This is a genomic window from Agrobacterium leguminum (genome assembly GCF_005144435.2).
In the GTDB taxonomy this organism is placed as follows: Bacteria; Pseudomonadota; Alphaproteobacteria; order Rhizobiales; family Rhizobiaceae; genus Agrobacterium; species Agrobacterium leguminum.
The window spans coordinates 1,477,206-1,500,470 of the sequence record NZ_CP120211.1 but is presented as its reverse complement, the minus strand read 5'-3'; the positions used below and the strand labels follow the sequence as shown (position 1 = coordinate 1,500,470).

The following is a 23,265-nucleotide window of genomic DNA, read 5'->3' as shown; positions in this document are numbered from 1 at the left end:
TCGGGTCAATCCCCGGGAAGAGGCTGCCGTTTCTTCTCACACAAAGCCGGTTGCGGTTTGAACGCCGGCTTTCATTCATGACGCAAGGCTTCTATCGGGCTCAGGCTCGCCGCCCGTCGTGCCGGGAAATAGCCGAAAATCACCCCGATGGCCGCCGAAAAGGCGAAGGCGAGGAAGATGATCGACGGGCTGGTGACGAAGGGCACGTTGAGATAACCGACGACGGCATAAGCGAGGCCGAGGCCGGTGAGGATGCCGACAAGGCCGCCAAAGGCCGACAGCATGACGGCTTCCACCAGAAACTGCGTCAGTACCTGTTTTTCCAGTGCGCCGATGGCAAGGCGAATGCCGATCTCGCGGGTGCGTTCCGTCACCGAAACCAGCATGATGTTCATGATGCCGATACCGCCGACCAGAAGGCTGACGGCGGCGACGGCACCCAGAAGACCGGTGAGCAACGTCGTCGTGCCGGTCATGGCCGAGGCGATCTGCGTCATGTCGTTGACGGTGAAATCGTCCTCTCGGCCGATGCCGATGCGGCGGCGTTCGCGCAGCAGGTTTTGCAGGTCGCTCTGCACCTTGGCAGTCGAAACGCCATCCTGTGCCGAGACCATGATAGATGAAATGGTGGTGGTGCCGCCGATGCGCCGCTGATGGATCTTAAGCGGCATGATGATCGTGTCGTCCTGATCGTCACCGAGGCCGGACTGGCCTTTCCTGCCCAGCACACCGATGACGGGGCAGGAGATGTTGCTGACGCGGATCGTCTGCCCCACCGGGTTTTCCGCACCGAACAGTTCCTGCCGCACCGTCTCGCCGATGATGCAGCCGATCTGGCCGCCGCGATCTTCGGCGGGCTGGAAATCGCGACCGAGCGCGATGGTCCAGTCCTGTGCCACCAGATAATCGTTGGTGGTGCCGATGACGCTTGTCTGGTGGTTCTTACCGCCGAAAATGACGGTTGCGGCGGAGCTGCGGTTCTGCGGTGCCACGGCACGGATGTCTGATATCTGGTTGCGGATGGCCTCGACATCGCGGTCATCGAAGCGCTTGGCTTCGGTGCTGGCCCTTCCGGGGCCGAACTGGCCGGGGCGCACGAACAGCATGTTGGTGCCCAGCCGCGAAAGCTCCGATTTCACCTGTTCGGTCGTGCCGTTGCCGATGGTGACCATGGCGATGACGGCGGCCACGCCGATGACGACACCGAGCACGGTGAGGAAGGAGCGCAGCAGGTTGCGGCTGATGGCGCGCAGCGCAAGACGCGACGTTTCAAAGAACATCGGCGGTCTCCTTTTTGTCCATCGCGCTGTCGGAGGCGAGGTGGCCGTCGACGAAACGCAGGAGTCGTCCGGCATGGGCGGCGATATCCTCTTCATGGGTGACCATGACCACCGTGATACCCCTGTCGCGGTTGAGCGCGGTAATCAGTTCCATGATTTCGATGCTGGTCTTCGTATCGAGATTGCCGGTCGGCTCGTCGGCCAGAAGCAAAGCGGGGCGGGTGACGATAGCGCGGGCAATAGCCACGCGCTGCTGCTGGCCGCCGGAAAGCTCCTGCGTGGTGTGGTCCTCGCGGCCTTTCAGGCCCACCTGCGCCAGCGCCTCCATGGCGCGCGCGCGCCGCTCCGAGGCCTTCATGCCGCGATAGATCAGCGGCAGCTCGACATTCTCCACCGCCGAGGTGCGCGAGAGAAGGTTGAAGCCCTGAAACACGAAGCCCAGCATATGCCGGCGCAGCAGCGTCAGATGTTCGTTGTCGAAGCCGCTGGTCGGCACGCCCTGGAACAGATATTCGCCTGATGTCGGCACATCCAGACAGCCGATGATATTCATCGAGGTGGATTTGCCGGAGCCGGACGGCCCCATGATGGCGACGAATTCCTTCTCATGAATGGAGAGGCTGACGCCATCGAGCGCGCGGATGGTCGCTTCGCCGCGGCCATATTGCTTGACGACATCGCGGAATTCGATGAGCGGCGGCTGTTGCATGGGCTTGTCCTCCGTCAGCCGGCGTTGCGGGCCGTTGCGTCGGTAATCACCTGATCGTCGGCTTTCAACTCGCCCGATTTTACCACGGTATGCTGGCCGTCGGTGGAACCGGTTTCGATAGCGACGGAGACTGGCGTGTTGTTACGCAGCACCCAGACCGTTCTTTTGCCGGCGGCAGCCGCCTGGCCGGCATCGCGGTTCTGCGAGCGGCCCATGCGCGGCGGGCGGAACAGGCTCATCAGCCCGCCGCCACGGGAGGCGGATTCGCGCGGCGGCGTATAACGAAGCGCGGAATTCGGCACCAGCAGCGTATCCTTGATCTCTTCGACGATGATATTGGCGGTCGCCGTCATGCCGGGGCGCAGCAGCAGTTCCTCATTATCGACCGTCAATATGCCCTTGTAGGTCACGACGTTGGATACGGTTTCGGAGGCGAAGCGCACGGTCTCGATCTCGGCCGGGAAGCTGCGGTCGGGATAGGCATCGACGTTAAAATTGGCCTTCTGACCGGTCTCGACCTTACCGACATCGGCCTCATCCACCGAGACCTGCAATTCCATGTGGCGCAGATCGCCGGCGATGGTGAACAGCACCGGGGCATTGAGCGAGGAGGCGACGGTGGCGCCGGGATCGACGCTGCGGGTGAGGATGACGCCATCGATGGGCGAGACGATCTTGGCCTTGCCGAGATTGACTTCGGCAAGCCTCAGATCCGCTTCCGCCGAAAGCACGGTGGCCTCATTGACTTCAAGCGTCGCGGCAGCCGCATCATGGGTGAACTGCGCGGCGTCCAGATCCTGCTGGCTGGAGACCCGGTTCTGCACCAGCGACTTCAGGCGCTCCATGGAGGTTTTGGCCGAACCGAGATCGGCGCGGGCCTTCAGCACATTGGCCTTGGCGGAGGCAAGCTTGGCGCGGGCGCTCTGCACATCGGCTTCGAGCTTGTTGGTATCCAGCTCCGCCAATACGTCTCCCGCCTTGACCGGGCTGTTATAGGTGACGTTGACCTTGCGCACGGTGCCGGAGAGTTCGCTCGATATATCGACCTGATCCGTCGGCTGAACCGAGCCGGTAGAGGTGACGATGACCGAGAGATCGCCCTGACGCGCAGCTTCCGTGGTGTAGCTATAAGCAACGCCTGCCGCACGTGACTGGTAATAATAACCAAGGCCCCCGCCAATCAGCACAATGGCTGCTGCGGCATAAAGATACCGACGCGACTTTTTCTTGCGGCCGTTTCTGTTCGTTCCCAGAATCTCGCGCAGATCGGGCTGGCTGTTTTCGGTATCGCTGCCACTCGTATTGGCGTCATTCATTCTCGTCACCCGCAAAGTTCAAAATACCACAGAGGGTTGTCGCCGCTCTCCGGTTTGTCCGTCCATCTATCGCCGTTGTATTCCTCTGATTGTGGGAAGTGACATAGCTTGCCCCAAGGGTGAAGTGAAAACTTGGTAATATTTATGATAGTTCTGGTCTGCTAGAGATAAATCCGGGAAGATCGATGCCATAAACGCGGCTGAGCTCTCAGCAGCGATAGTCAGGACGAAGATAGAATGAACGACAATGTGGTGAAGTTCCGCAAACCGGTGCCGCCGAAGAAGCCACGCGAACCGCTGGGACCGAAAGCCAGGAAGGCTTTGACGATTGCGGCTGTCATTGCGTTTTTCGTGGCGGTGTGGGGGTATTTCACGTTGATGGGGCAGGGGTAGGCCGCAAGGGCCGACTAGAGGCACCACGATCGTTGTGATGATCCATTGCCAAACGGTTTCGATTTCAGGAGCGGCTTCTCCGGATCGACATTCTGGACAGGCAGCGTCGGCTCAACGATAGCAGCGCTATCAACAAGATCTTCGCCCGGCGGCAACTCCGGTCCTGACGGCTTTTCAGACTGAACCTGTTTTCCATCGCCGGTGTATCCACTGGCGAGCAATGCCTGCTCGAAGCGCACGGCATAATCGGCAACCTTGCGAGCGCTTTTCCCAGTCGACGGCAAAAGGCCGGCTGGGAGCGTCTAACCGCAGGTAGGACATGTACAAATGGGTATCGCTCATTCTGCACGTTCCCATTGAAAGAATACGAACGACTCAACTACTGTCTGACCGAATTGAAGACGGGGAGACTTATGAGGGAACACTGGGACAGATGGGGATGGATAATTCCCTTCATTATTATCTCGATTGTTATGTTGCGGATCACTATGGGCAGAGCAGCGTTCTGTGGCGCTGAAACCGAACATTGTCTTAGGGAATGGCTTTCGGCAGTTGGCGGATGGGCAGCAGTTGGTGCGGCAGTTCCCTCTATCCTGTACCTTGCTAAGCAAGTTAAGGACGCCGAAAATCAGTACAAGATCAGCAAATCTATGGAGGTCAGAAGGCTTAGAGCACTGGCGAACCACATAATTGACCACAGCACCAAAGTAGAAAAATTGACGAAGGACCACATCGAGAAAACGAAGCAGCACAAACTCAACGGAACTAGCTACACTTATAAGACCGTCATAAGTGAGGTCGATGTCGTACATCGTTTCATTCAGAGCAGTCATTTTGTTAACTTCGAGAAAGACGTATTCGTCCCTCAACGAAGCGCGACATTTATAAAAGCTCAGTTCGATTTTATTCTCGATATGTGGGGCGCGCTGAAGCCTGACGCAAAACTCGATCAGGATGCGTTGGGTGTCGCGATGACTGTCATGGAGGTAGCATTGGAATACGCCAGTTCGATAAAAGAACAGGCCGCCATCTATCTGAAAGACACCGCCCGCTTTGACATGAGTTTGCTCACCGATGAGGCACAAAAACTCAATCATGACCGAAACGCCTCTTCAACATAGGCCAGCGCCGCTTCGATCTCCGGCCGCTCGCGTTCGTCGCCGAGCTCTTTCAGCAAAGCGAAACGGTGGCCTTGCTCACGCCAAGGGCGCGGGCCATGTCCGCCTGCGAGATATCGAGGTAGGTTACGGTGATATAGATCGCGAGCCGTCGCAGTCTGGTTGCCCGCATCCATTGTTCGTCGGCCGTCGCCCAATTGGAGGGATCGGCGGAAAGAATAATACCCGGCTGCACATTGGCCTTGTGCGTCACCAGCGCCACGGCCAAGCGCTATGTGGATTTCGAATCTGATTATATCGAGGGTGACGTGCTGGGCGGGCGGAAAGCCCGTCTAACAGACATGTCGGATGGTCGAACCCATGTCGGAAAAATAACGGAAGTCATCGATTTTGCTTAGATTTTTGGCGACCCCTGCAGGACTCGAACCTGCGACCTACTGCTTAGAAGGCAGTTGCTCTATCCAGTTGAGCTAAGGGGCCGTCATGCCGGGCAATCGATACTCCGGCAAAAACTTTGATCGTCGTGTTTCAGTGCGTCCAGGGCTGGGTGCGGTTGAAACGGAAATTGTCGGTGTAGGAAACGACCTTGCGGGTCGCTTCCTTCGGCTGGATGACGCGGTATTCGATGCCCTTGCGCTGGGCATAGGCTTCGGCCTGTTCCTGCGTCTCGAATGTCAGCTTGAGCTGCTGCTTCATGTCGGAACTGGAGGTGTAGCCCATGATCGGATCGATCTTGCGCGGAACCTCGGCGTCGAATTCCAGAACCCAGACATTGGTCTTCGCCTTGCCGGATTGCATGGCGGTTTTTGCAGGGCGGTAAATCTTCGCAGACATGTCGAAACTGCTCCGGTTGGACAGCGGGGCGAAACGCCCCGAATTATTCATCACGTACCTGAATAGAATAACCAAATCGTGTCAGGAACGTTGAATTTGAAATGGACTGACTTCAGGTGAGAGTCAAGACGATTATCCCCTTGCCGTCCGATCCTGCGCCATCGTTTCGAGGTTACGTTTTGCTCATCGGGGCCGTGGCTGAACAAAGATGAATTTCCCTGTTGCGGACTGCGGGTGAACCGTGTATTCCCCAGCCATCGCCTCGGCGGAGTGTAGCGCAGTCTGGTAGCGCATCTGGTTTGGGACCAGAGGGTCGGGAGTTCGAATCTCTCCACTCCGACCATTTTAAAGCAAAACATCAGCTTTCCGGCGTAACTTCTTCCAAATAGCTGTGATTTATTCCGCGGACGGACCGGCCAGAGTGCTCTCTGCCGTGCCGATCGTCATGACATTGCCGCGCCATGCCACCGCGCTGCCGATCCAGCTTCGCGCCCAGACGACAGGCATGATCATGTCACGGGCGATCATTGCCGGCAGCGTATGGAGCGATATCGGCCAGCGGTTGAGGGCTGCAAGCGCAAGTTCCGGCACATACATGAGGGCGAGGACGGCAAAGGCGGTTATGGCGAGGTTTACATCCATCATGGCGGCGGCGGCGAGCGCGAAGAGGAGCGGGGGAAGTGCGCCGGTGAGGATTTCAGGCGCGAAATATTGCGGGAAGGTCACGCGTCGCAACCGCGCCCAGCGGGTCTGGCGAGACCAGATCTCGCCGGCATGGCGCTGGCCGAGAGGCTGTTCGAAGGGGGCGCAGACCAGATGCACCTTGCGGCCGGCGCTTCGCACCAGCTTCGTCGAGGCGGCGTCTTCTGCGATTTCAGCAGCCAGCGCGCGAATGCCGCCATTGTCTTCCAGAAACGGCTTGTTCCACAACATCGACTTGCCCTGTGCGAAACCCATGCCGATGGCTTCCGCCGCATATTGCCAGCGCCCCTGCGAGCCGTTGAGGAAAGCGCATTCCACATGCGCCCAGAAACCCGCAGGCCTTGACCCGAGCGGCGGCGAGCAGACGAGCCCGCTATCCTGCCGCCAGGCCGACATCATGGTCGCAATATAGGATTTCGGCATCAACACGTTCGAATCGGCCAGAATCACCCATTCATGCCGGGCGGCCCGCCAGCCCTTGACGCAATTGTTCAGTTTCGGATTGGCGCTGATGCGGTCATCGCCAATGAGCAATTGCATGGAAACCGAGGGGAAGGCGGCTTGCGCTTTGCGAACTTCCTCGATCACGGGGTCGAATTCATCGGCGACGCAGAACAGCAGCTCATAATCGGGCCAGTTGAGTTCGAAGGCGCGCGACAGCGTCAGGGGCGTGAAGTTCTCCACGCCGCGCAGCGGCACCACAAGCGAGACAGGCGGCTTTTGCCGGACGAGATCGTTTTCCGTGTCCCGCCTCGTCAGTCGCCAGCCGGCCAGAACGATGCCGAGAAGATTGAAGCCGAGGAGCAGAATTGCGCAAAGGGCAAAGACAGTTTCCATGCTGGCCAGTTCCACTCCCAAGCTTTTGGCGGTCTGCGCGCCAATCGATTCCATGGAATTCGTCTCTGCCGATTATAACGTTTGCGTGACAGTTACATGTCATCATCGGCCGGTGTGCAGGCTGCGCCGTGCATGGAAGCGTCGCAGAAGCCGCGCGCAAAAGAAAAAGCCCTCCGCATGGAAGGGCCCAATCGTCATGACGGTCGATGAATTTTAGTGGACGTTCAGGATATGGGCATGACTGCTTGCGACAAGAAACGATTCCCGCGCTTTCTCGATGTCGCATCTGCCGGCGATGGCATCGAGGCAGTTCCTGCGCGCCTCTTCATATTCCGGCCCGTGTTCCTCGGGCCAACGGTACATCAGCATGTCCAGCGCCACCAGCGGGCTGTAGATTTCCACGGCGACGCACAGCGGCAGGTGGATCGCCACCGGTTTCATCCACGAGGCGTGGTGACACGGCTCCGTTCTGTTAATCAGCATGTCATTCTCCTCCCTGTTTTACCTGCCTTGAAGGTCTTTCATTCTCCCATGCGCGAAATGCCCGCCTCACGAAATGGTTCCCGATCACCTAAAATGTGATCGATCAGGGGGTTCCAATTTTCCAAGATGAATGGAAGATGAACAAATAGATGAACCGGAGATGAACAAAACCGCCCTCAGGGCGTTGTTATGTCCATAAGAAGGAGAACGCATATGTTCAATTTGTCAGGCATTCAGGAAAGCTTCTTCGGGGACCGCATGGCCGGCGTATGCCAGGCAATCACGTCGGCTCTGGCCTTCGAATCGGGGCTCGAAAAGTCGCGCATTTCCGCAACCGTCGAAAATGATGTGATCTATCTGGAAGGCACGGCCGATTCGGTCGAAGCGATCGACATCGCCATCAACCTTGCCGCTTCCATTTCCAATTGCCGGATTCTGAGCCATATCGAGCCGGTCTACTGAATATTGCGCCAGCCGGGCGAAAGCTCGTCCGGCTCATTCAGACGCAATAACGCGGCAACGTCATTTCCGGTTGCCGATTTGCGCGCTGCGAACCATATCGCCCGGCTTGATGCCATAGCGCTTCGCGGTGCCGCCATTCAGTTCAAGCACGAATTTTACTGGCCCGCGGGAGCTGATGATCGCTTCCGAATGCGGAACCGCGTTTTCGTGAATATGGGTAATGCGGCCGTCGCGGCCAATGAAAAGCATGTCGAGCGGAATAAGCGTGTTCCGCATCCACATGGCGACGTCACGCGGTTCACCGAAGTCGAACAGCATGCCGTTTTCAAGCGGCATGCTCTTGCGGAACATCAGGCCCTGTTCGCGCTGGGCATTGTTCAGCGCCAGTTCGGCAGTGAAATCGTGGCTCTTTCCCCCGGCGGTTTCAATCTGCAGCGGTTCGGAGGTGAAAGTCTGCTGTTGCTGAGCCTGGGCGGCGGCGGCGAGCGTGAAAAAAAGAAGCGCCATAACGGCGCTTTTCACCATATGGGGCAGGGCGGACATCAATGCGACATCCCGATGGAAACCGGGTTGTCGGGGTGGATTTCCGCCGCCATCAGGCCCTTGTCGCCATCGCCGTAACGCACCAGAACCACCTGGCCGGGGCGAAGCTCCGTCAGGCCGAAACGGCGCAGGGTTTCCATATGCACGAAAATATCTTCCGTTCCTTCGCCGCGCGTCAGGAAGCCGAAACCCTTGGTGCGGTTGAACCACTTGACGATGGCGCGCTCAAGCCCGCTCGAAGGCGTTACCTGGACATGGGTGCGCACCGGCGGCAGCTGCGAGGGATGAACGGCGGTCGACTGGTCCATGGACAGGATGCGGAACGCCTGGAAACCGCGGTCGCGCCGCTGGATGAGGGCGACGATGCGCGTTCCTTCAAGAATTGTCTGGTAACCGTCGCGGCGCAGGCAGGAGACGTGCAGCAGCACATCCTGCGTGCCGTTGTCGGGCACGATGAAGCCGAAACCCTTGGCGACATCGAACCACTTCACGACGCCGGTAATTTCGGTCAGGTCCACGGCATCGCCCGAAAGGTCCTCGACATCGACTATCGTTTTCGATGACATCCTATCAGCCATATCCTGCCAACCCCTCGATTACGCGCCATACACCGGTCAACTGATTCCTGTGCGCCAGATTAACATCTTGGTAACGGTTTCACGCAAGCCCTAGTTTTTGATTTACGCAGCTGCTTTTATGTCGCCGTCCTTGTCCGGGGCTTGCCATCATGCGTTTAACGGCTCCGGACCCGTGTAATGGAGAGGAAGAAAATGCGGTATCTGCACACAATGGTTCGCGTCAAAGACCTTGGCGAATCACTGAAATTCTATCGCGACCTGCTGGGTCTTGAGGAAATACGCCGAATCGAGAACGAAAAAGGCCGATTCACTCTGGTGTTTCTTGCGGCGCGTGACGACATTGCTGCGGCAAAGGAAAACAAGGCGCCGTGCCTCGAACTCACCTATAACTGGGATACCGAGGATTATACCGGCGGCCGCAACTTCGGCCATCTGGCTTACGAGGTCGACAATATCTACGATTTCTGCGCCCGGCTTCAGCAGAACGGCATCGTTATCAACCGGCCGCCGCGCGACGGACATATGGCCTTCGTGCGCTCGCCGGATGGTATTTCCTTCGAAATTCTGCAGAAGGGCGAAAGCCTCGCACCAGCCGAACCGTGGATATCTATGCAGAATACCGGTTCCTGGTAGGGATTTTCCGGTGAGCAGCGGCGTTTTCGGGTGCTCTTGCCTTGTCCCGAGGGGATGAGGCATAGTCCGCGAATCGAAACGGCCAGTCCCGTTTTGGGGAAGCACACGCGCCCGTTCCCGTGCTGCTGTTGGAAATGCAAGATACGGAGGCCACCCATGACAACTGTCGAGAGCGCGAAAGGACGTCTGGTCCGTCAGCGTCTCGTCATCGCGGTTTCGCTGCTCGGGCTTTCCGGATGCGTTTCGGCGGTGACCGACGATGAGATGGCGGCGGCGACCAAAAAGCCGGAAATTTCCGCACAACAGAAGCCGCAGACCGCCGCTTCAACTGCTGCGGCCGGCGCGCAACAGGGACATTATGTGGATCCGGCCGTGGCATCGGCGGCCGGAGCGGCCGCGCCAGCCCAGCCGCAGGCATCGGGCGGCCCGGCGCAGGCCTATGGCGCCGCCCCCGATATCGGCGGATTGACGACGCAGCCAACGGCAATCTCCGCAGGGACAACGAGCATTTATTCCACCGCATCCGCAGCAGCAGCGCCCGCCAGTGCTGCGGGCGCTCCTACCCAGAGAATCGTTCCCGCCGTCAGCAGCGTCTATTCGGCGCCGGTACAGGCGGCGCAGCCGCAACCGGTGGCAGCGCCGGCTCAGGTCCCGGCAGCCGCACAGGCGCCGGCGGAACAGCACAGCGAAAATCGTCAGCCGGTTCCCGTACCCGTGCCGCAGTCGGCATCGGAACAGCTCGCGGCCGTTGCCGCGCAACCAGCCAAGGACGCCAAGGCGGCGGGCGAGGGGCAGGAAAGCGAGGGTAAGGGCGTAACGCTTGCGGCATTTTTCGCCGGTGCGGCCAAAAAGCGCCTGCCGAAAATGATTGAAAGCGGCACGGCCGGCAATACGCAGGTCGCGGCATTGCCCGGAGTTTCGGACGGGACGATGGGCATCGCCCTTTCCGGCCGCTCCATGATGTCCGACGAATTCGACGACGCCCATCTCGATGAAGAGGATGACCAGCCGACCGGCCTGATGAAGCTCGCTTCGCTCTCCGGCCTCACCCGCGTCGCCCCGAACGGGCTTTTCCTGCAGACGGACCGTGTCGAAGTCGGCTGTTTCAAGCCGGAACTGGTGCGGATGATCAAGGATGTGGAGCGCCACTATAACAGCCCGGCGATCGTCACCTCGGGCTATCGTCCGCCGAAGGGCATAAGGCAGGGCTCCAAGCACTATACCTGCGATGCCGCCGACATCCAGATCAAGGGCGTCTCCAAATGGGAGCTTGCCACCTATCTGCGTTCCCTGCCGGAACGCGGTGGCGTCGGCACCTATTGCCACACCGAATCGGTCCATATGGACACGGGTGAGCCAAGAGACTGGAACTGGCGCTGCCGCCGTACTGCCGCGCGCAAATGATCTCCTGATTGGGTTTGCCGGAATATTAAATACGGTGATTTCCGTGGCTGAGACTTTCGACCTGAGGAACTATTCCAAGCGATTGAAAGCGACTGTCCGGTCATGCCGGGACGCTGGCACATGAGCTGGTGGCCCTAATCGCAGCGGCTGTTATGAAATCCGGGCTTGCGGCGGATATCGCTATTTTACCCTCGAGGACTGTGGGCGAATCTTTTCAATTCCCGCCGGAGTTCGGTCACCTTCGGCGCTAACTCTTTGTGAAATATCAGAAAATTGTATTTGAAAGTGGTGAGAGCGCAGGGATTCGAACCCTGGACCTACTGATTAAAAGTCAGTTGCTCTACCGGCTGAGCTACGCTCTCCCGTGTCGGGGCTTGGCTGCCCTTCGGAAGTGCGCGGAACATAGGTAGAGCGATCCGTTCGGTCAACCCAAAAAAAGCGGTTTCGACAATCAATCCGGTTTTTTTTGTCGCACCCCCGAAAAGGTGATTGGAGAGAGGGGGCGGCTGGGGATAAAACCGGCTTCAGACATGTCGGCCGGACGGGTGAAATCCTTTTGCAGCAATGACATGCACGAAAATGAAGCGTGAAGTGCCAGCGAAGCTCGAGAATCGCGGCGGCTTTGCGGAATGCGGAGTTCTTTCTTGTCGATTGCCGATATTTCCCTGTTCAGCGCGCTTCTGGCCGGCGCTCTTTCGTTTCTGTCGCCCTGCGTTCTGCCGCTGGTGCCGCCTTATCTCTGTTATATGGCGGGTGTTTCGGTCGAGCAGTTCAGGACGGAAGATACCGCGCCGCGGCCGGAGATCCGCAGGGCCGTGCTGTTTTCGGCCTTCTTCTTCACGCTCGGTTTCGCCACGGTCTTCGTGGCCCTTGGGGCCGGCGCCTCGACGATCGGCACGCTTCTGCGCCAGAATCTCGATATTCTCGCCAAGATCGGCGGTTTCATCATCATTCTAATGGGCCTGAATTTTCTCGGCGTGTTCCGCATCGGCCTGTTTTCGCGCGAGGCGCGGTTTCAGGGGGCGGGCAAGCCTGCCACGCTGTCCGGGGCCTATGTCATGGGTCTTGCCTTCGCCTTCGGCTGGACGCCCTGCATTGGCCCGGTTCTGGGGGCTATTCTCGGCGTCGCCGCCGCGCGCGATACGGTTGGCGACGGTGCGGCGCTGCTTGCGGTCTATTCTCTTGGCCTTGCGGTACCGTTCTGGATCGCGGCGGCGTTTTCCGGCTCCTTCATGCGTTTCCTCGTCCGCTTCCGCCGCCATCTCGGCCTCGTGGAAAAGCTGCTCGGCGTATTGCTGGTGCTGACCGGTCTCGCTTTCATGTCCGGTTTTATCACCAATGTGGCGATCTGGTTCCAGGAGACCTTTCCGATCCTGATGCAAATCGGCTAAGCCTCCCGCTGGAGTTGCTTGCGGGGGAAACATAGTGACGGATATCGTCGGATTGCTGTTACCGTTTTTCGGCCTGATCTTCATCGGCTACGGAGCGGCGCGCATCACGAAGCAGCCGGTCGAGGCGATGGGCTGGCTGAACACCTTCATCATCTATGCGGCGCTTCCGGCGCTGTTTTTCAAGCTGGTGTCGAAAACGCCGGTGGAGGAACTGGCGCGGATGGATTTCGTCGCGGCCAGTCTCGCCTGCACCTATGGTATTTTCTTGGCTGTGTTCCTGATCGGCCGGTTCGTGCGGAAAAACAGCCTTGCCGAAACCACGATCCAGAGTTTCGCGGCAAGCTACGGCAATATCGGCTATATGGGACCGGGGCTTGCGCTTCTGGCGCTTGGCGAAAAGGCGGCGGTGCCGGTGGCGCTGATCGTCTGTCTGGAAAACGCCGCCCATTTCATCGTCGCGCCGGCAATGATGGCGGTTGCGGGCGGTGACAAGCGCTCTCCGGCAAGACTTGCGCTGGATGTGGCGCGCAAGGTCTTCACCCATCCCTTCATCGTCTCCGTCATCGCCGGATTTCTTGCCGCTTCGCTGTCATGGCAACCGCCGGAGGCGGTGCAGCGGCTGGTGGATTATCTGGCGCAGTCGGCGGCGCCCTGCGCATTGTTTGCCATGGGCGTGACGCTGGCGCTTCGGCCGATGAAACGGGTGCCGGTGGAAATCAGCTATATCGTGCCGGCAAAGCTGATCCTGCATCCGCTCGCCGCTTATCTCTTGCTCTCGTCGCTCGGGCGGTTCGAGCCGGTGTGGATCTATTCGGCCGTGCTTTTGGCCGCGCTGCCGACCGCGACGAATGTTTTCGTCATCGGCCAGCAATATCACGTCTGGCAGGAGCGGGCGTCGGCAACGATCCTGATCTCGACGGTGCTGTCGGTCCTCACGCTGACCGGCGTGGTCTATTTCATCCAGCCTTTTTGAAGCTGCCGAACAGCAGGGAGGGCAGGGCCTTCAGCCCACGGCCCGGTTCGATGCCTTCGCGCATGACCATGCTTCTAAGCGTGCCGATGCCGGAAAGCACGTGCAGGCCCGCCGCGCGCGCCATCTGCACCGGCAGGAGGTCGGAAAGCAGCGAGCGGTTCAGGAGATCGACGCTCAGTGTGCGGCTGTAGACATCCGCCCGTCGCCTGCGGTCGAAGCTGCTGCCGGCATCGGCCGCAATCGGCCGGTCGGAGACGGCGCTCAGCAATTCCGCCAGCGCGATGATGTCGCGCAGGCTGAGGTTCAACCCCTGCGCGCCGATGGGCGGAAAACCATGTGCGGCCTCGCCGATCAGGGCCACGCGGCCCTTGCCGAAGCGATGCGCCGTCATGGAAGAGAGCGGCCATGCCTGCACGCTGTCCTCGACGGTGACGGCTCCCAGCATGGATTGCATGCGCTCCTCGACCCGGAGGCTAAGCGCTTCCAGCGGTAGCGCCGTCAATTCCTCCGCCTGTTGCGGGGTGACGACCCAGACGAGGCTGGAGCGGTTGCCGGGCAGGGGAACCTGCGTGAAAGGGCCGGTGGGGGTGTGGAATTCCGTCGAGACATTGCCATGCGACCGGCTATGGCCGAAGTTCAAAACAATGGCCGTCTGCGGATAGGACCAGGATTTGACGCCGATGCCGGCAGCATCGCGCACCATCGATTTGCGGCCATCCGCACCGATGAGGAAATCGGCGGAGAGCGTTTCGCCATTCGCAAGCGTCACCGTCACGCGGTCGTTGCCGATGTCGATTGTCTCGGCGGACGTGTCGAGGCGGGTAATATTGTGTTCCTGCCCGACCGCTTCGCTCAGAACGCCGAGCAAAGCCTCGTTGGGGATGTTCCAGCCAAAGGCGTCCAGCCCGATTTCGGAGGAACGGAACTGCACGGTGGGTGCACGCAGCAGGCGGTCGGTGCCGTCTATGATCTGCATGGTGGAAAGGCGTGCGGCCGAAGGCGCAATGCGCGACCACAGGCCGAGACGGTCCATGAAGCGGATGGACTGGTCCATCAGCGCCGTGGTGCGCTGGTCCTTCCTGTCGCTGGAAGGTGCAATGAGCGCCACGTGGCGGCCCGCCCGCGCCAGCGCGATGGCCGCGATCTGGCCCGCAAGTCCCGCACCGGTGATGGCGATATCGAAGTGTCTCATGGTCCTGATCCGTTGTTATTTTCAAAGCATCATAAAGGCTTTGGTCGGGTAAATCCACTTCGGTCCCGGAACATCCGGTTGCGAAGATTCGTTGGTTGTGCCGCGATATTAGTCTTAGGATAAGCGGATTGAGCCGGTTGCAAAGCGTGGTGAATGGCCGCATACCGGAATGAACAGGCGGATGAAAAAACGGGGCACAGACGCTGACTATGAAAATTTTCAACTATAAGCGTGTTCCCTACGCGGAAATCCGCGCCTTTTCCGTCCATATGCTCACGGCCTCCGGCTCGTTCCTGGCTTTTCTCGGCGTGGTCGCCGCAGCCGAACACCGTTTCGTCGACATGTTCTGGTGGCTGGGGCTTGCGCTTCTGGTGGATGGCATCGACGGTCCCATCGCCCGCAAGGTCAGGGTGAAGGAAGTGCTGCCCAACTGGTCCGGCGATACGCTCGATAATATCATCGACTATGTTACCTATGTGCTGCTGCCCGCCTTTGCGCTTTATCAGAAGGGCATGATCGGCGAGCCGCTATCCTTCGTGGCGGCCGGCATGATCGTGGTGTCTAGCGCCATTTATTATGCCGACATGGGCATGAAGACGGACGAATATTTCTTCTCCGGCTTTCCGGTGGTGTGGAACATGGTGGTGTTCACCCTGTTCGTCATGGACGCCAGCGCCACAACGGCCATGGCCGTCGTTACGTTTTCGGTGTTCCTGACATTCCTGCCGATCAATTTCCTGCATCCGGTGCGGGTGAAGCGGCTGAGGCCGCTCAATCTCGCCGTGGTCTTCATCTGGTGCGCGCTTGGCGGTTATTCGCTGCTGATGCATTTCGAAACCCCGACCTGGGCCGTGATCGGCTTTGTGGCGAGCGGCATCTATCTTTATTGCATCGGTGGAATATTGCAGTTTTTCCCCTCGTTCGGCGCGAAATAAGAAAAGGGTAAAGCCGTTTATTGCTTGTGCAAATTGCATTTAAGCGGCTTCTTTTTCAGTTGTGCGCAGCAGCAAAACCGTTATCAATAAGTTCTGATCGCGTATCATTGCATACTTTTTGGTGCGGGATTGGGAACAATTACCGCAACCGTTTGAAACGCCTCGAAGAAGGCATGACGGTTGGTGAGAGAGGGAACTCGTGACTGGAACTTTGGCGCCGGAGGCCGTGCCTCTCCTGTCCGTTCGCAAGCTGACCAAGCTGTTCGGCAATTTCGCCGCCTGCAACGGCATCGATCTCGATATTGCGCCGGGCGAAATCCACGCGCTTCTGGGGGAAAACGGCGCGGGCAAATCCACGCTCGTCAAGATGCTGTTCGGCGTTCTCGCACCGACCGAGGGCGATATTATCTGGCAGGGCCAGCCGGTTTCCGTCGGCTCACCCAGTGAGGCCCGCCGGCTCGGCATCGGCATGGTCTTCCAGCATTTCTCGCTGTTCGAGGCGCTGACCGTTGCTGAAAACATCGCCCTGTCGCTCGATCCGAAAATTTCATTGAAGGAAATCGCCGGGCAAGCGGAAACGCTGTCGCGCGCCTACGGTCTGCCGCTCGATCCCAATGCGCATGTGGCCGATCTTTCGGTCGGCGAGCGCCAGCGCATCGAAATCGTCCGCGCTTTGCTACAGAATCCGCGCCTCATCATTCTCGACGAGCCGACCTCGGTGCTGACGCCGCAGGAGGCCGATAAGCTGTTCGAGACGCTGGAGAAGCTGAAGGCCGAAGGCCGCTCCGTGCTTTATATCAGTCATCGTCTCGAAGAGGTGCAACGCATCTGCGACCGCGCCACCGTTCTGCGTCACGGCAAGGTGACGGGCGCCTGCGATCCGCGCAGGGAAACGCCGGCATCGCTGGCGCGCATGATGGTCGGCAGCGATGTCGCAAGCGTTTCGCGGGCCACGGGCGAGGCGCTGGGTGCGCCGCAGATCGAGGTCATGGGGCTTTCGGTCGCGCCACGCACGCCTTTTGCCGTGGCGTTGAAATCGATTTCCATGACCGTGCGCGCCGGCGAGGTACTGGCGATTGCCGGCGTTGCCGGAAACGGTCAGGGCGAGCTGTTCGATGCGCTTTCGGGCGAATATCCGGTCTATAATAACGATGCGATCCATCTGCGCGGCAAGCCGGTCGGCCGTATCGGCATCAATGGCCGCCGGCTGATGGGCGCGGGTTTCGTGCCGGAAGAGCGCCATGGCCATGCTGCGGTTCCCGGCATGAGCCTTTCCGACAATCTGCTGCTGGCGCGGGCGCGCTCCGACCGCAAGGCGTTTCTGACCGGCGGTTTCCTGCGCATCGTGCGTGGTTCAGTCATCAAGGCGGCGGCGCGGCGTATTTCGGAAACCATGGATGTGCGCAAAAGCGGGGCCGATCCGCTGGCCGGGTCGCTGTCGGGCGGCAACCTGCAGAAATTCATCGTCGGGCGCGAGCTTGACCGCCAGCCTGCCGTGCTGGTGGTCAACCAGCCGACCTGGGGCGTGGATGCTGGTGCGGCAAGCCGCATTCGCCAGGCGCTTGTCGATCTTGCCAGGGCGGGCTCGGCCGTCATCGTCATCAGCCAGGATCTCGATGAAATATTCGAAGTCGCCACCAATATCGCTGTCATTTCCGACGGCAAGCTGTCAGAGACCCATCCCGTGGAAGACATGACGCTTGAAAAGATCGGCCTGCTGATGGGCGGCATCCACACACATTCGGGAGCCGCCCAGCATGCGCATTGAGCTTGAAAAACGGGCAGGGGTCTCGAGGCTTTTCACGCTGCTTTCGCCGCTTCTGGCGCTCACGCTGACGCTGCTCGTCGGCGCTGTCATGTTCGCCATGCTCGGCAAGAACCCGCTGGATGCGCTTTACGCCTTTTTCGTCGAGCCGCTGCTGGAAGTCTGGTCGCTGCACGAGCTGGCGATCAAGGCCGCACCGCTGATCCTGATCGGGGTCGGCTTGTCGATCTGTTATCGCTCCAATAACTGGAACATCGGCGCGGAGGGGCAATTCACCATCGGCGCGATCACCGGCTCCATTCTGCCGGTGCTTTATCCCGACTGGCATTCGCCGCTGCTTTTGCCTTTGATGCTGGTGATGGGCGCCGTGGGCGGTGCGCTTTATGCCGGTATTCCCGCACTTTTGAAGACGAAGTTCAACACCAACGAGATCCTCGTCAGCCTGATGCTGGTCTATGTCGCGCAGCTTTTCCTCGACTGGCTGACGCGCGGCATCTGGCGCGATCCGGGCGGCTACAACTTCCCGCAGACCAAGCCGTTCAACGACAGCGCCGTTCTGCCGGAAATGCTGGCCTCGGGCCGCGCGCATTGGGGTTTCGTTTTCGCCATCGTCGCGGCCATCGCGCTGTGGTTCATGATGCGCTACATGCTGAAAGGCTTTGAGGTCACCGTGCTCGGCCAATCGGCGCGGGCAGGGCGTTTTGCCGGTTTTTCCTCAAGCCGCATGATGTGGTTTTCGCTGCTGCTCTCCGGTGCGCTGGCGGGGCTTGCGGGCATTTCGGAAGCCTCCGGCTCCATCGGCCATTTGCAGCCCAGCATCTCGCCGGGTTACGGCTTTACCGCCATCATCGTCGCCTTTCTCGGCCGTCTTAACCCTCTCGGTATCATCCTTTCCGGGCTGGTGCTGGCGCTGACCTATCTGGGCGGCGAGGCGGCCCAGCTTTCCATCGGCGTCTCCGACAAGGTGACGCGCGTGTTTCAGGGGCTGATGCTGTTCTTCGTGCTCTCCTGCGATACGCTGATCTTCTATCGCATCAGGGTGGTCTTTTCCGGCAAGGCGCATCGTAAAGAAGGAGCGGCATGATGGATATGCTTCAGGCCATTCTCCTCACCGTCATCACCGCCGCCACGCCGCTCGTCATCGCCGCTTCCGGCGAGCTGGTGACGGAGCGCTCCGGTGTGCTCAATCTCGGTGTCGAGGGCATGATGATCATGGGTGCGGTCTGCGCTTTCGCGGCCGCGCATATGACCGGGTCTCCCTATCTCGGCATTCTGGCCGGCATTGCCTCGGGTGCGGTTTTCTCGCTGCTCTTCGGTTTCCTGACGCTGACGCTCGTTGCCAATCAGGTGGCGACGGGCCTTGCGCTCACCATTCTCGGCCTCGGCGTCTCGGGCATGCTGGGTGAAAGTTTCGTCGGCCTGCCGGGTGTGAAACTGCAGCCCATCGTCTTTCCGCTGCTATCGGACATTCCCTTCTTCGGTCCGCTGCTGTTCCGGCAGGATTTGATCTTCTACCTCTCCATCGCGCTTGTCGCCGGCATTGGCTGGTTTCTGTTCAAGAGCCGCACGGGCCTGAAAATCCGCGCCATCGGCGACAGTCACGCTTCGGCCCATGCGCTCGGCATCAATGTCATCCGCACCCGTTATCTCGCCGTCATGTTCGGCGGCGCCTGCGCGGGTCTCGCCGGCGCGCAGCTCTCGCTTGTCTACACACCGCAATGGGTGGAAAACATGTCGGCCGGGCGCGGCTGGATTGCGCTGGCGCTCGTCGTCTTCGCCTCCTGGCGCCCATGGCGGGTGCTGGCGGGCGGTTACCTGTTCGGCGCCGTCACCATCGGCCAATTGCACGCGCAGGCCTTCGGCATCGGGGTGCCGTCGCAATTGCTTTCGGCGCTGCCCTATCTCGCAACTATTGTCGTGCTGGTCATCATCTCGCATAATCGCCGCACGACCTTGATCAATACACCGGCGTCGCTTGGCAAATCCTTCGTGCCGGACAGGTGAAGAAGTCTCAAGTCTCCAAACCAACAGGGGTAAAAATGAAAAAACTGGTCATCGCACTCGCCGCTTCCGTTGCGGCTCTCGGCGGCGTCGTTTCCTCGGCGGAAGCCGCCGACGCCAAGAAGGTCTGCTTCATCTATGTCGGTTCAAAGACCGACGGCGGCTGGACGCAGGCGCATGATATCGGCCGTCAGGAACTGCAGGCGCATTTCGGCGACAAGATCGAAACGCCGTTCCTCGAAAGCGTTCCGGAAGGTCCGGATGCCGAACGCGCCATCGAGCGCATGGCCCGTTCGGGCTGCGAACTGGTGTTCACCACCTCCTTCGGCTTCATGGATGCGACCGTGAAGGTCGCCCAGAAGTTCCCCAAGGTGAAGTTCGAACATGCCACCGGCTTCAAGACCGCCGAAAATGTCGCGACCTACAATTCGCGCTTCTATGAAGGCCGCTACATTCAGGGCCAGATCGCCGCGAAGATGTCGCAGAAGGGGCTCGCCGGCTACATCGCCTCCTTCCCAATCCCGGAAGTGGTGATGGGCATCGACGCCTTCGTGCTCGGCGCGCAGTCAGTCAATCCCGACTTCAAGGTGAAGGTCGTCTGGGCCAACACCTGGTTCGACCCCGGCAAGGAAGCCGATGCCGCCAAGGCGCTGATCGACCAGGGCGTCGACATTCTGACCCAGCACACCGACACCACCGCGCCGATGCAGGTTGCGGCCGAACGCGGCATCAAGGCTTTCGGTCAGGCTTCCGACATGATCGCGGCCGGTCCGAAGACGCAGTTGACCGCCATCAAGGACACCTGGGGCGCCTATTACATCAAGCGCACGCAGGCTCTTCTCGATGGTACCTGGAAGTCCGAATCCGTCTGGGACGGCCTGAAGGACGGCATCCTGACCATGGCGCCCTATACCAACATGCCTGATGACGTGAAGAAGATGGCTGAGGACACCGAAGCCAAGATCAAGTCGGGCGAGCTGCACCCCTTCACCGGCCCGGTGAAGAAGCAGGACGGTTCGGAATGGTTGAAGGCGGGTGAAAAGGCCGAGGACGGCGTTCTGCTCGGCCTCAACTTCTACGTCGCCGGCGTGGACGACAAGCTGCCGCAATAACGGGACTTTCCATTCCCGCCGATAACAGGCCGCGCATGAAATTCATGTGCGGCCTTTGTTATTTTCATATGTTTTACGCCGTGGACGAAGTTTGCCTTTGCTTTTCAGGCGACTTGATGTTTTTCACTATATTCTGACTTGAGATATACACGTCTGGCGCGATCGCCAACCGAACGGAAGGACATGGCACTTGCAGCGCGGAATGCTCGATGCGGCTATCGGTTTTCGAAAGCTGCGGACAAATCATGCACAGGTCGTTCACAAGCTCGGTCTCGATATCGTGTCCGGCACCTTCAAGACGGGCGATATCCTGCCGGGCGATGCCGAGCTGATGGAGCGGCTGAAAGTGTCGCGCACAGTGCTGCGCGAAGCGATGAAGACGCTGACCGCCAAGGGCATGATTTCCCCCAAGGCGCGTATCGGCACCCGGGTGACGGAGCGCGAAAGCTGGAACATGTTCGACAGCGAAGTGCTGCTCTGGCATTTCGAGGCGGGCGTCAGCGACGAATTTCTGCTGCATCTTTACGATATCCGTCAGGCTTTCGAGCCCTATGGCGCTGGTCTTGCCGCGACGCGGGCAAAGGATGCGGATATCGCCAAGCTCGCCGCTTATGCCAACGAGATGGGCAATACGGCCTATTCCAAGGAAAAGCGCGCGCTTGCGGATATGAATTTCCATGTCCTCATCACCGAAATGTCCGGCAATCCGTTCATGCGCACCGTCGGTTCGCTGATAAAGGCGGCTCTGGTGGGCATTTTCCGGATGAGCAACCCGGAAACCGATCCCAATGAGATTTCCGACGTTTCCGCGTCCCACCTGCGGCTCGTGGAGGCGTTTCGCCTGCGCGATGAGGCCGCAGCGCGCCGCGAGATGGAAAGGCTGATCGAAAACGGCCGCCAGCAGGTGCTGGAATTCACGGCCCGCAACCCCCGGCGATAAATCACACCGCGGGAGCGGGATGCGATCCCGTTCCAATCACGTTTGATGAAAATCGGTGCGGAAATTTGGTGCAGATTTGCATGGTTTCTTAAGTGGGCCGCCGTTATAGCAATTCCGGAATGAAATTACCGATGCGCCCGTTCGTTTTTCCGGACGGCGTGAAGTCAAACATATGCCGCCGTCCTGGCCGCCCTGCGGTCGGTGACTGGGTGTTGGAGGTCTTATGGAGCGCAGCTCTCTAGCCGTTATTCTCGCAGCGGGCGACAGCACGCGCATGAAATCGTCGAAATCCAAGGTGCTGCATCCGGTCGCCGGGCGTCCGATGATCAGCCATGTGGTTGAGGCGGTGGCTGGATCTGGCGTCGGCACGGTGGCGCTGGTGGTCGGGCGCGATGCCGACAATGTCGCTGCTACCGCAAGCATGAAGGGTCTTCAGGTCGAAGCTTTCCTGCAGACGGAACGCAAGGGCACCGGCCATGCGGTTCTTGCCGCACGCGCAGCCATCGAACGCGGTTTCGACGATCTCATTGTTGCCTATGGTGATGTGCCGCTCATCACGTCTGCAACGCTCGACCGGGCGCGTGAGGCGATTGCCGCCGGCGCCGATGTCGCCGTCATCGGTTTCCATACCGACCGCCCGACCGGTTACGGCCGGCTGCTGGTCAAGGATGGTGAGCTCGTCGCTATCCGCGAGGAGAAGGACGCGACCGATGTGGAGCGTAAGGTTACCTGGTGTAATAGCGGCCTGATGGCCATCAACGGTCGCAACGCGCTGGACCTGCTCGACCGGATCGGCAACAGCAATGTGAAGGGCGAATATTATCTGACCGATGTGGTCGAGATCGCCCGTTCCCTCGGCCGCCGCGCCGTCGCCATCGATGCGCCCGAAACGGAACTGGTCGGCTGCAACAACCGCGCCGAACTGGCCTTTATCGAGAAGCTCTGGCAGGAGCGCCGCCGCCACGAACTGATGGTGGACGGCGTTTCGATGATTGCGCCCGAAACCGTCTTTCTCTCCTATGACACGAAGATCGGCCAGGACGTTTTGATCGAGCCGAATGTCGTCATCGGTCCCGGCGTCACCATCGAGCCGGGCGCCGTCATCCATGCGTTTTCGCATCTGGAAGGGGCGCATGTCGCCGAAGGTGCGGCCGTCGGTCCCTATGCGCGGCTGCGTCCGGGCGCGAACCTGCACGCCAATGCCAAGGTGGGCAATTTCTGCGAGGTCAAGAAGGCGGAGATCGGTGAGGGCGCCAAGGTCAATCATCTGACCTATATCGGCGATGCATTCATCGGCGCGGGCAGCAATATCGGCGCTGGCACCATCACCTGCAATTACGACGGCTACAACAAGGCCGAAACGCGGATCGGTGCCAACAGCTTCATCGGTTCGAACTCGTCGCTGGTCGCTCCTGTCACCATTGGAGAGGGGGCCTATATCGCCTCCGGCAGCGTGATTACCGATGACGTGCCTGATGATGCGCTAGCGTTCGGGCGCGCGCGGCAGGAGATGAAGCCGGGCCGGGCGACCGTTGTGCGCGAGCGGGCGAAGGCGCTGAAGGAAGCGAAGAAAAAGTCGTCCTGACGGACGTTACCAAACGATACCGAAAGTGACCGGCGCCATAATTGCGGATTGTTCGGGAACGGTTAGTAGTTTCGGCGAA

25 protein-coding genes and 3 tRNA genes are annotated in these 23,265 nt (G+C 59.7%); 15 read left to right on the top strand and 13 right to left on the bottom strand.

The window, feature by feature from the left end; genetic code table 11:
• Window positions 1-71: 71 nt before the first annotated feature.
• From CFBP4996_RS07405 to CFBP4996_RS07395, 3 genes are read right to left on the bottom strand one after another with little or no spacing between them, the layout of a single operon-like run.
• A complete protein-coding gene (locus tag CFBP4996_RS07405) occupies window positions 72-1,280 on the bottom strand; it encodes an ABC transporter permease (protein ID WP_080851685.1) in 1,209 nt (402 codons plus the stop codon).
• Window positions 1,270-1,989, bottom strand: coding sequence for an ABC transporter ATP-binding protein (locus CFBP4996_RS07400; protein ID WP_080851687.1), 720 nt, complete (start codon window positions 1,987-1,989; stop codon window positions 1,270-1,272). Before CFBP4996_RS07400 ends, CFBP4996_RS07405 begins: the two co-directional genes overlap by 11 nt.
• A 14-nt stretch (window positions 1,990-2,003) precedes the next feature.
• Window positions 2,004-3,305 (bottom strand): efflux RND transporter periplasmic adaptor subunit, encoded by a 1,302-nt coding sequence (locus CFBP4996_RS07395; RefSeq protein WP_080851689.1) that lies wholly within the window; start codon window positions 3,303-3,305, stop codon window positions 2,004-2,006.
• Window positions 3,306-3,542: 237 nt separating this feature from the next.
• Here CFBP4996_RS07395 and CFBP4996_RS07390 point away from each other — a divergent pair, with 237 nt between their 5' ends.
• Window positions 3,543-3,698 (top strand): hypothetical protein, encoded by a 156-nt coding sequence (locus CFBP4996_RS07390; RefSeq protein ID WP_080629607.1) that lies wholly within the window; start codon window positions 3,543-3,545, stop codon window positions 3,696-3,698.
• A 14-nt stretch (window positions 3,699-3,712) separates the two neighbouring features.
• Here CFBP4996_RS07390 and CFBP4996_RS07385 read toward each other — a convergent pair whose 3' ends face one another.
• Window positions 3,713-3,937 carry a hypothetical protein gene (locus CFBP4996_RS07385; protein WP_137396234.1) on the bottom strand — a complete coding sequence of 75 codons (225 nt, stop codon included), beginning with the start codon at window positions 3,935-3,937 and terminating at the stop codon, window positions 3,713-3,715.
• Window positions 3,938-4,111: 174 nt separating this feature from the next.
• Between CFBP4996_RS07385 and CFBP4996_RS07380 the strand changes: the two genes are divergently transcribed.
• Window positions 4,112-4,819 (top strand): hypothetical protein, encoded by a 708-nt coding sequence (locus tag CFBP4996_RS07380; RefSeq protein ID WP_080851690.1) that lies wholly within the window; start codon window positions 4,112-4,114, stop codon window positions 4,817-4,819.
• 49 nt (window positions 4,820-4,868) lie between these two features.
• Here the strand turns inward: CFBP4996_RS07380 and CFBP4996_RS07375 are convergent, their stop codons facing one another.
• The 3 genes from CFBP4996_RS07375 to CFBP4996_RS07365 form a co-directional block, all read right to left on the bottom strand.
• Window positions 4,869-5,078, bottom strand: a complete 210-nt coding sequence (locus CFBP4996_RS07375; RefSeq protein WP_137396233.1) for a hypothetical protein — start codon at window positions 5,076-5,078, stop codon at window positions 4,869-4,871.
• Between the two features lie 141 nt (window positions 5,079-5,219).
• Window positions 5,220-5,296: transfer RNA gene (locus tag CFBP4996_RS07370), tRNA-Arg, on the bottom strand.
• Between the two features lie 48 nt (window positions 5,297-5,344).
• Complete coding sequence (locus CFBP4996_RS07365; protein WP_003507982.1) at window positions 5,345-5,650, bottom strand: ETC complex I subunit; 306 nt, start codon at window positions 5,648-5,650, stop codon at window positions 5,345-5,347.
• 266 nt (window positions 5,651-5,916) lie between these two features.
• Between CFBP4996_RS07365 and CFBP4996_RS07360 the strand changes: the two genes are divergently transcribed.
• Window positions 5,917-5,993: transfer RNA gene (locus tag CFBP4996_RS07360), tRNA-Pro, on the top strand.
• A gap of 53 nt (window positions 5,994-6,046) precedes the next feature.
• On the opposite strand, the gene CFBP4996_RS07355 is transcribed toward CFBP4996_RS07360, so the two are convergent.
• Window positions 6,047-7,189, bottom strand: a complete 1,143-nt coding sequence (locus CFBP4996_RS07355; RefSeq protein ID WP_080851694.1) for a ceramide glucosyltransferase — start codon at window positions 7,187-7,189, stop codon at window positions 6,047-6,049.
• A 213-nt stretch (window positions 7,190-7,402) separates the two neighbouring features.
• Window positions 7,403-7,672, bottom strand: a complete 270-nt coding sequence (locus tag CFBP4996_RS07350) for a DUF982 domain-containing protein (protein WP_035262940.1) — start codon at window positions 7,670-7,672, stop codon at window positions 7,403-7,405.
• A gap of 213 nt (window positions 7,673-7,885) precedes the next feature.
• Between CFBP4996_RS07350 and CFBP4996_RS07345 the strand changes: the two genes are divergently transcribed.
• Window positions 7,886-8,134 (top strand): BON domain-containing protein, encoded by a 249-nt coding sequence (locus CFBP4996_RS07345; protein ID WP_003522642.1) that lies wholly within the window; start codon window positions 7,886-7,888, stop codon window positions 8,132-8,134.
• 60 nt (window positions 8,135-8,194) lie between these two features.
• Here CFBP4996_RS07345 and CFBP4996_RS07340 read toward each other — a convergent pair whose 3' ends face one another.
• Both CFBP4996_RS07340 and CFBP4996_RS07335 read right to left on the bottom strand, forming a co-directional pair.
• A complete protein-coding gene (locus CFBP4996_RS07340) occupies window positions 8,195-8,677 on the bottom strand; it encodes a DUF192 domain-containing protein (protein WP_059760314.1) in 483 nt (160 codons plus the stop codon).
• Window positions 8,677-9,255, bottom strand: a complete 579-nt coding sequence (locus CFBP4996_RS07335; RefSeq protein ID WP_004442353.1) for a cold-shock protein — start codon at window positions 9,253-9,255, stop codon at window positions 8,677-8,679. The genes CFBP4996_RS07340 and CFBP4996_RS07335 overlap by 1 nt, the downstream gene beginning before the upstream one ends.
• A gap of 192 nt (window positions 9,256-9,447) precedes the next feature.
• Here CFBP4996_RS07335 and CFBP4996_RS07330 point away from each other — a divergent pair, with 192 nt between their 5' ends.
• Together CFBP4996_RS07330 and CFBP4996_RS07325 are read left to right on the top strand one after the other, a co-directional pair.
• Window positions 9,448-9,888: a VOC family protein gene (locus CFBP4996_RS07330; RefSeq protein ID WP_078052802.1), complete on the top strand. Its 441-nt coding sequence runs from the start codon at window positions 9,448-9,450 to the stop codon at window positions 9,886-9,888.
• A 156-nt stretch (window positions 9,889-10,044) separates the two neighbouring features.
• The gene (locus tag CFBP4996_RS07325) at window positions 10,045-11,292 is read left to right on the top strand and encodes a YcbK family protein (protein ID WP_162935856.1); all 1,248 of its coding nucleotides are present in this window, start codon (window positions 10,045-10,047) and stop codon (window positions 11,290-11,292) included.
• Window positions 11,293-11,578: 286 nt separating this feature from the next.
• On the opposite strand, the gene CFBP4996_RS07320 is transcribed toward CFBP4996_RS07325, so the two are convergent.
• Window positions 11,579-11,654, bottom strand: a tRNA-Lys gene (locus CFBP4996_RS07320).
• Between the two features lie 282 nt (window positions 11,655-11,936).
• Between CFBP4996_RS07320 and CFBP4996_RS07315 the strand changes: the two genes are divergently transcribed.
• The gene (locus CFBP4996_RS07315; RefSeq protein ID WP_003523449.1) at window positions 11,937-12,683 is read left to right on the top strand and encodes a cytochrome c biogenesis CcdA family protein; all 747 of its coding nucleotides are present in this window, start codon (window positions 11,937-11,939) and stop codon (window positions 12,681-12,683) included.
• 34 nt (window positions 12,684-12,717) lie between these two features.
• Window positions 12,718-13,656: an AEC family transporter gene (locus CFBP4996_RS07310; protein WP_080851699.1), complete on the top strand. Its 939-nt coding sequence runs from the start codon at window positions 12,718-12,720 to the stop codon at window positions 13,654-13,656.
• Here CFBP4996_RS07310 and CFBP4996_RS07305 read toward each other — a convergent pair.
• On the bottom strand, window positions 13,640-14,848 hold the full coding sequence (locus CFBP4996_RS07305) for a UbiH/UbiF family hydroxylase (RefSeq protein WP_080851701.1): 1,209 nt from the start codon (window positions 14,846-14,848) through the stop codon (window positions 13,640-13,642). The genes CFBP4996_RS07310 and CFBP4996_RS07305 overlap by 17 nt on opposite strands.
• A gap of 209 nt (window positions 14,849-15,057) precedes the next feature.
• On the opposite strand from CFBP4996_RS07305, the gene pcsA reads away from it, so the two are divergent.
• The 7 genes from pcsA (at window position 15,058) to glmU (ending at window position 23,186) form a co-directional block, all read left to right on the top strand.
• Window positions 15,058-15,783, top strand: coding sequence for a phosphatidylcholine synthase (gene pcsA, locus CFBP4996_RS07300; protein WP_080851703.1), 726 nt, complete (start codon window positions 15,058-15,060; stop codon window positions 15,781-15,783).
• A gap of 211 nt (window positions 15,784-15,994) precedes the next feature.
• Window positions 15,995-17,551, top strand: a complete 1,557-nt coding sequence (locus CFBP4996_RS07295; RefSeq protein WP_162935981.1) for an ABC transporter ATP-binding protein — start codon at window positions 15,995-15,997, stop codon at window positions 17,549-17,551.
• A complete protein-coding gene (locus CFBP4996_RS07290; protein ID WP_080851705.1) occupies window positions 17,541-18,632 on the top strand; it encodes an ABC transporter permease in 1,092 nt (363 codons plus the stop codon). The genes CFBP4996_RS07295 and CFBP4996_RS07290 overlap by 11 nt, the downstream gene beginning before the upstream one ends.
• Window positions 18,632-19,552 (top strand): ABC transporter permease, encoded by a 921-nt coding sequence (locus CFBP4996_RS07285; RefSeq protein ID WP_003523440.1) that lies wholly within the window; start codon window positions 18,632-18,634, stop codon window positions 19,550-19,552. Before CFBP4996_RS07290 ends, CFBP4996_RS07285 begins: the two co-directional genes overlap by 1 nt.
• 35 nt (window positions 19,553-19,587) lie before the next feature.
• The gene (locus tag CFBP4996_RS07280) at window positions 19,588-20,661 is read left to right on the top strand and encodes a BMP family ABC transporter substrate-binding protein (RefSeq protein WP_003523439.1); all 1,074 of its coding nucleotides are present in this window, start codon (window positions 19,588-19,590) and stop codon (window positions 20,659-20,661) included.
• Between the two features lie 202 nt (window positions 20,662-20,863).
• Window positions 20,864-21,601 (top strand): FadR/GntR family transcriptional regulator, encoded by a 738-nt coding sequence (locus tag CFBP4996_RS07275; protein ID WP_031233913.1) that lies wholly within the window; start codon window positions 20,864-20,866, stop codon window positions 21,599-21,601.
• A 223-nt stretch (window positions 21,602-21,824) separates the two neighbouring features.
• Complete coding sequence (glmU, locus tag CFBP4996_RS07270; protein WP_080851707.1) at window positions 21,825-23,186, top strand: bifunctional UDP-N-acetylglucosamine diphosphorylase/glucosamine-1-phosphate N-acetyltransferase GlmU; 1,362 nt, start codon at window positions 21,825-21,827, stop codon at window positions 23,184-23,186.
• The last annotated feature ends 79 nt before the right edge of the window (window positions 23,187-23,265 follow it).

Excerpts from the sequence above, each read along its gene's own strand:
- CFBP4996_RS07405 (WP_080851685.1), bottom strand. The coding sequence starts at position 1,280 with ATGTTCTTTGAAACGTCGCGTCTTGCGCTGCGCGCCATCAGCCGCAAC.
- CFBP4996_RS07400 (WP_080851687.1), bottom strand. The coding sequence starts at position 1,989 with ATGCAACAGCCGCCGCTCATCGAATTCCGCGATGTCGTCAAGCAATAT.
- CFBP4996_RS07395 (WP_080851689.1), bottom strand. The coding sequence starts at position 3,305 with ATGAATGACGCCAATACGAGTGGCAGCGATACCGAAAACAGCCAGCCC.
- CFBP4996_RS07390 (WP_080629607.1), top strand. The coding sequence starts at position 3,543 with ATGAACGACAATGTGGTGAAGTTCCGCAAACCGGTGCCGCCGAAGAAG.
- CFBP4996_RS07380 (WP_080851690.1), top strand. The coding sequence starts at position 4,112 with ATGAGGGAACACTGGGACAGATGGGGATGGATAATTCCCTTCATTATT.
- CFBP4996_RS07365 (WP_003507982.1), bottom strand. The coding sequence starts at position 5,650 with ATGTCTGCGAAGATTTACCGCCCTGCAAAAACCGCCATGCAATCCGGC.
- CFBP4996_RS07355 (WP_080851694.1), bottom strand. The coding sequence starts at position 7,189 with ATGGAAACTGTCTTTGCCCTTTGCGCAATTCTGCTCCTCGGCTTCAAT.
- CFBP4996_RS07350 (WP_035262940.1), bottom strand. The coding sequence starts at position 7,672 with ATGCTGATTAACAGAACGGAGCCGTGTCACCACGCCTCGTGGATGAAA.
- CFBP4996_RS07345 (WP_003522642.1), top strand. The coding sequence starts at position 7,886 with ATGTTCAATTTGTCAGGCATTCAGGAAAGCTTCTTCGGGGACCGCATG.
- CFBP4996_RS07340 (WP_059760314.1), bottom strand. The coding sequence starts at position 8,677 with ATGTCCGCCCTGCCCCATATGGTGAAAAGCGCCGTTATGGCGCTTCTT.
- CFBP4996_RS07335 (WP_004442353.1), bottom strand. The coding sequence starts at position 9,255 with ATGGCTGATAGGATGTCATCGAAAACGATAGTCGATGTCGAGGACCTT.
- CFBP4996_RS07330 (WP_078052802.1), top strand. The coding sequence starts at position 9,448 with ATGCGGTATCTGCACACAATGGTTCGCGTCAAAGACCTTGGCGAATCA.
- CFBP4996_RS07325 (WP_162935856.1), top strand. The coding sequence starts at position 10,045 with ATGACAACTGTCGAGAGCGCGAAAGGACGTCTGGTCCGTCAGCGTCTC.
- CFBP4996_RS07305 (WP_080851701.1), bottom strand. The coding sequence starts at position 14,848 with ATGAGACACTTCGATATCGCCATCACCGGTGCGGGACTTGCGGGCCAG.
- pcsA (WP_080851703.1), top strand. The coding sequence starts at position 15,058 with ATGAAAATTTTCAACTATAAGCGTGTTCCCTACGCGGAAATCCGCGCC.
- CFBP4996_RS07290 (WP_080851705.1), top strand. The coding sequence starts at position 17,541 with ATGCGCATTGAGCTTGAAAAACGGGCAGGGGTCTCGAGGCTTTTCACG.
- CFBP4996_RS07285 (WP_003523440.1), top strand. The coding sequence starts at position 18,632 with ATGGATATGCTTCAGGCCATTCTCCTCACCGTCATCACCGCCGCCACG.
- CFBP4996_RS07280 (WP_003523439.1), top strand. The coding sequence starts at position 19,588 with ATGAAAAAACTGGTCATCGCACTCGCCGCTTCCGTTGCGGCTCTCGGC.
- CFBP4996_RS07275 (WP_031233913.1), top strand. The coding sequence starts at position 20,864 with ATGCTCGATGCGGCTATCGGTTTTCGAAAGCTGCGGACAAATCATGCA.
- glmU (WP_080851707.1), top strand. The coding sequence starts at position 21,825 with ATGGAGCGCAGCTCTCTAGCCGTTATTCTCGCAGCGGGCGACAGCACG.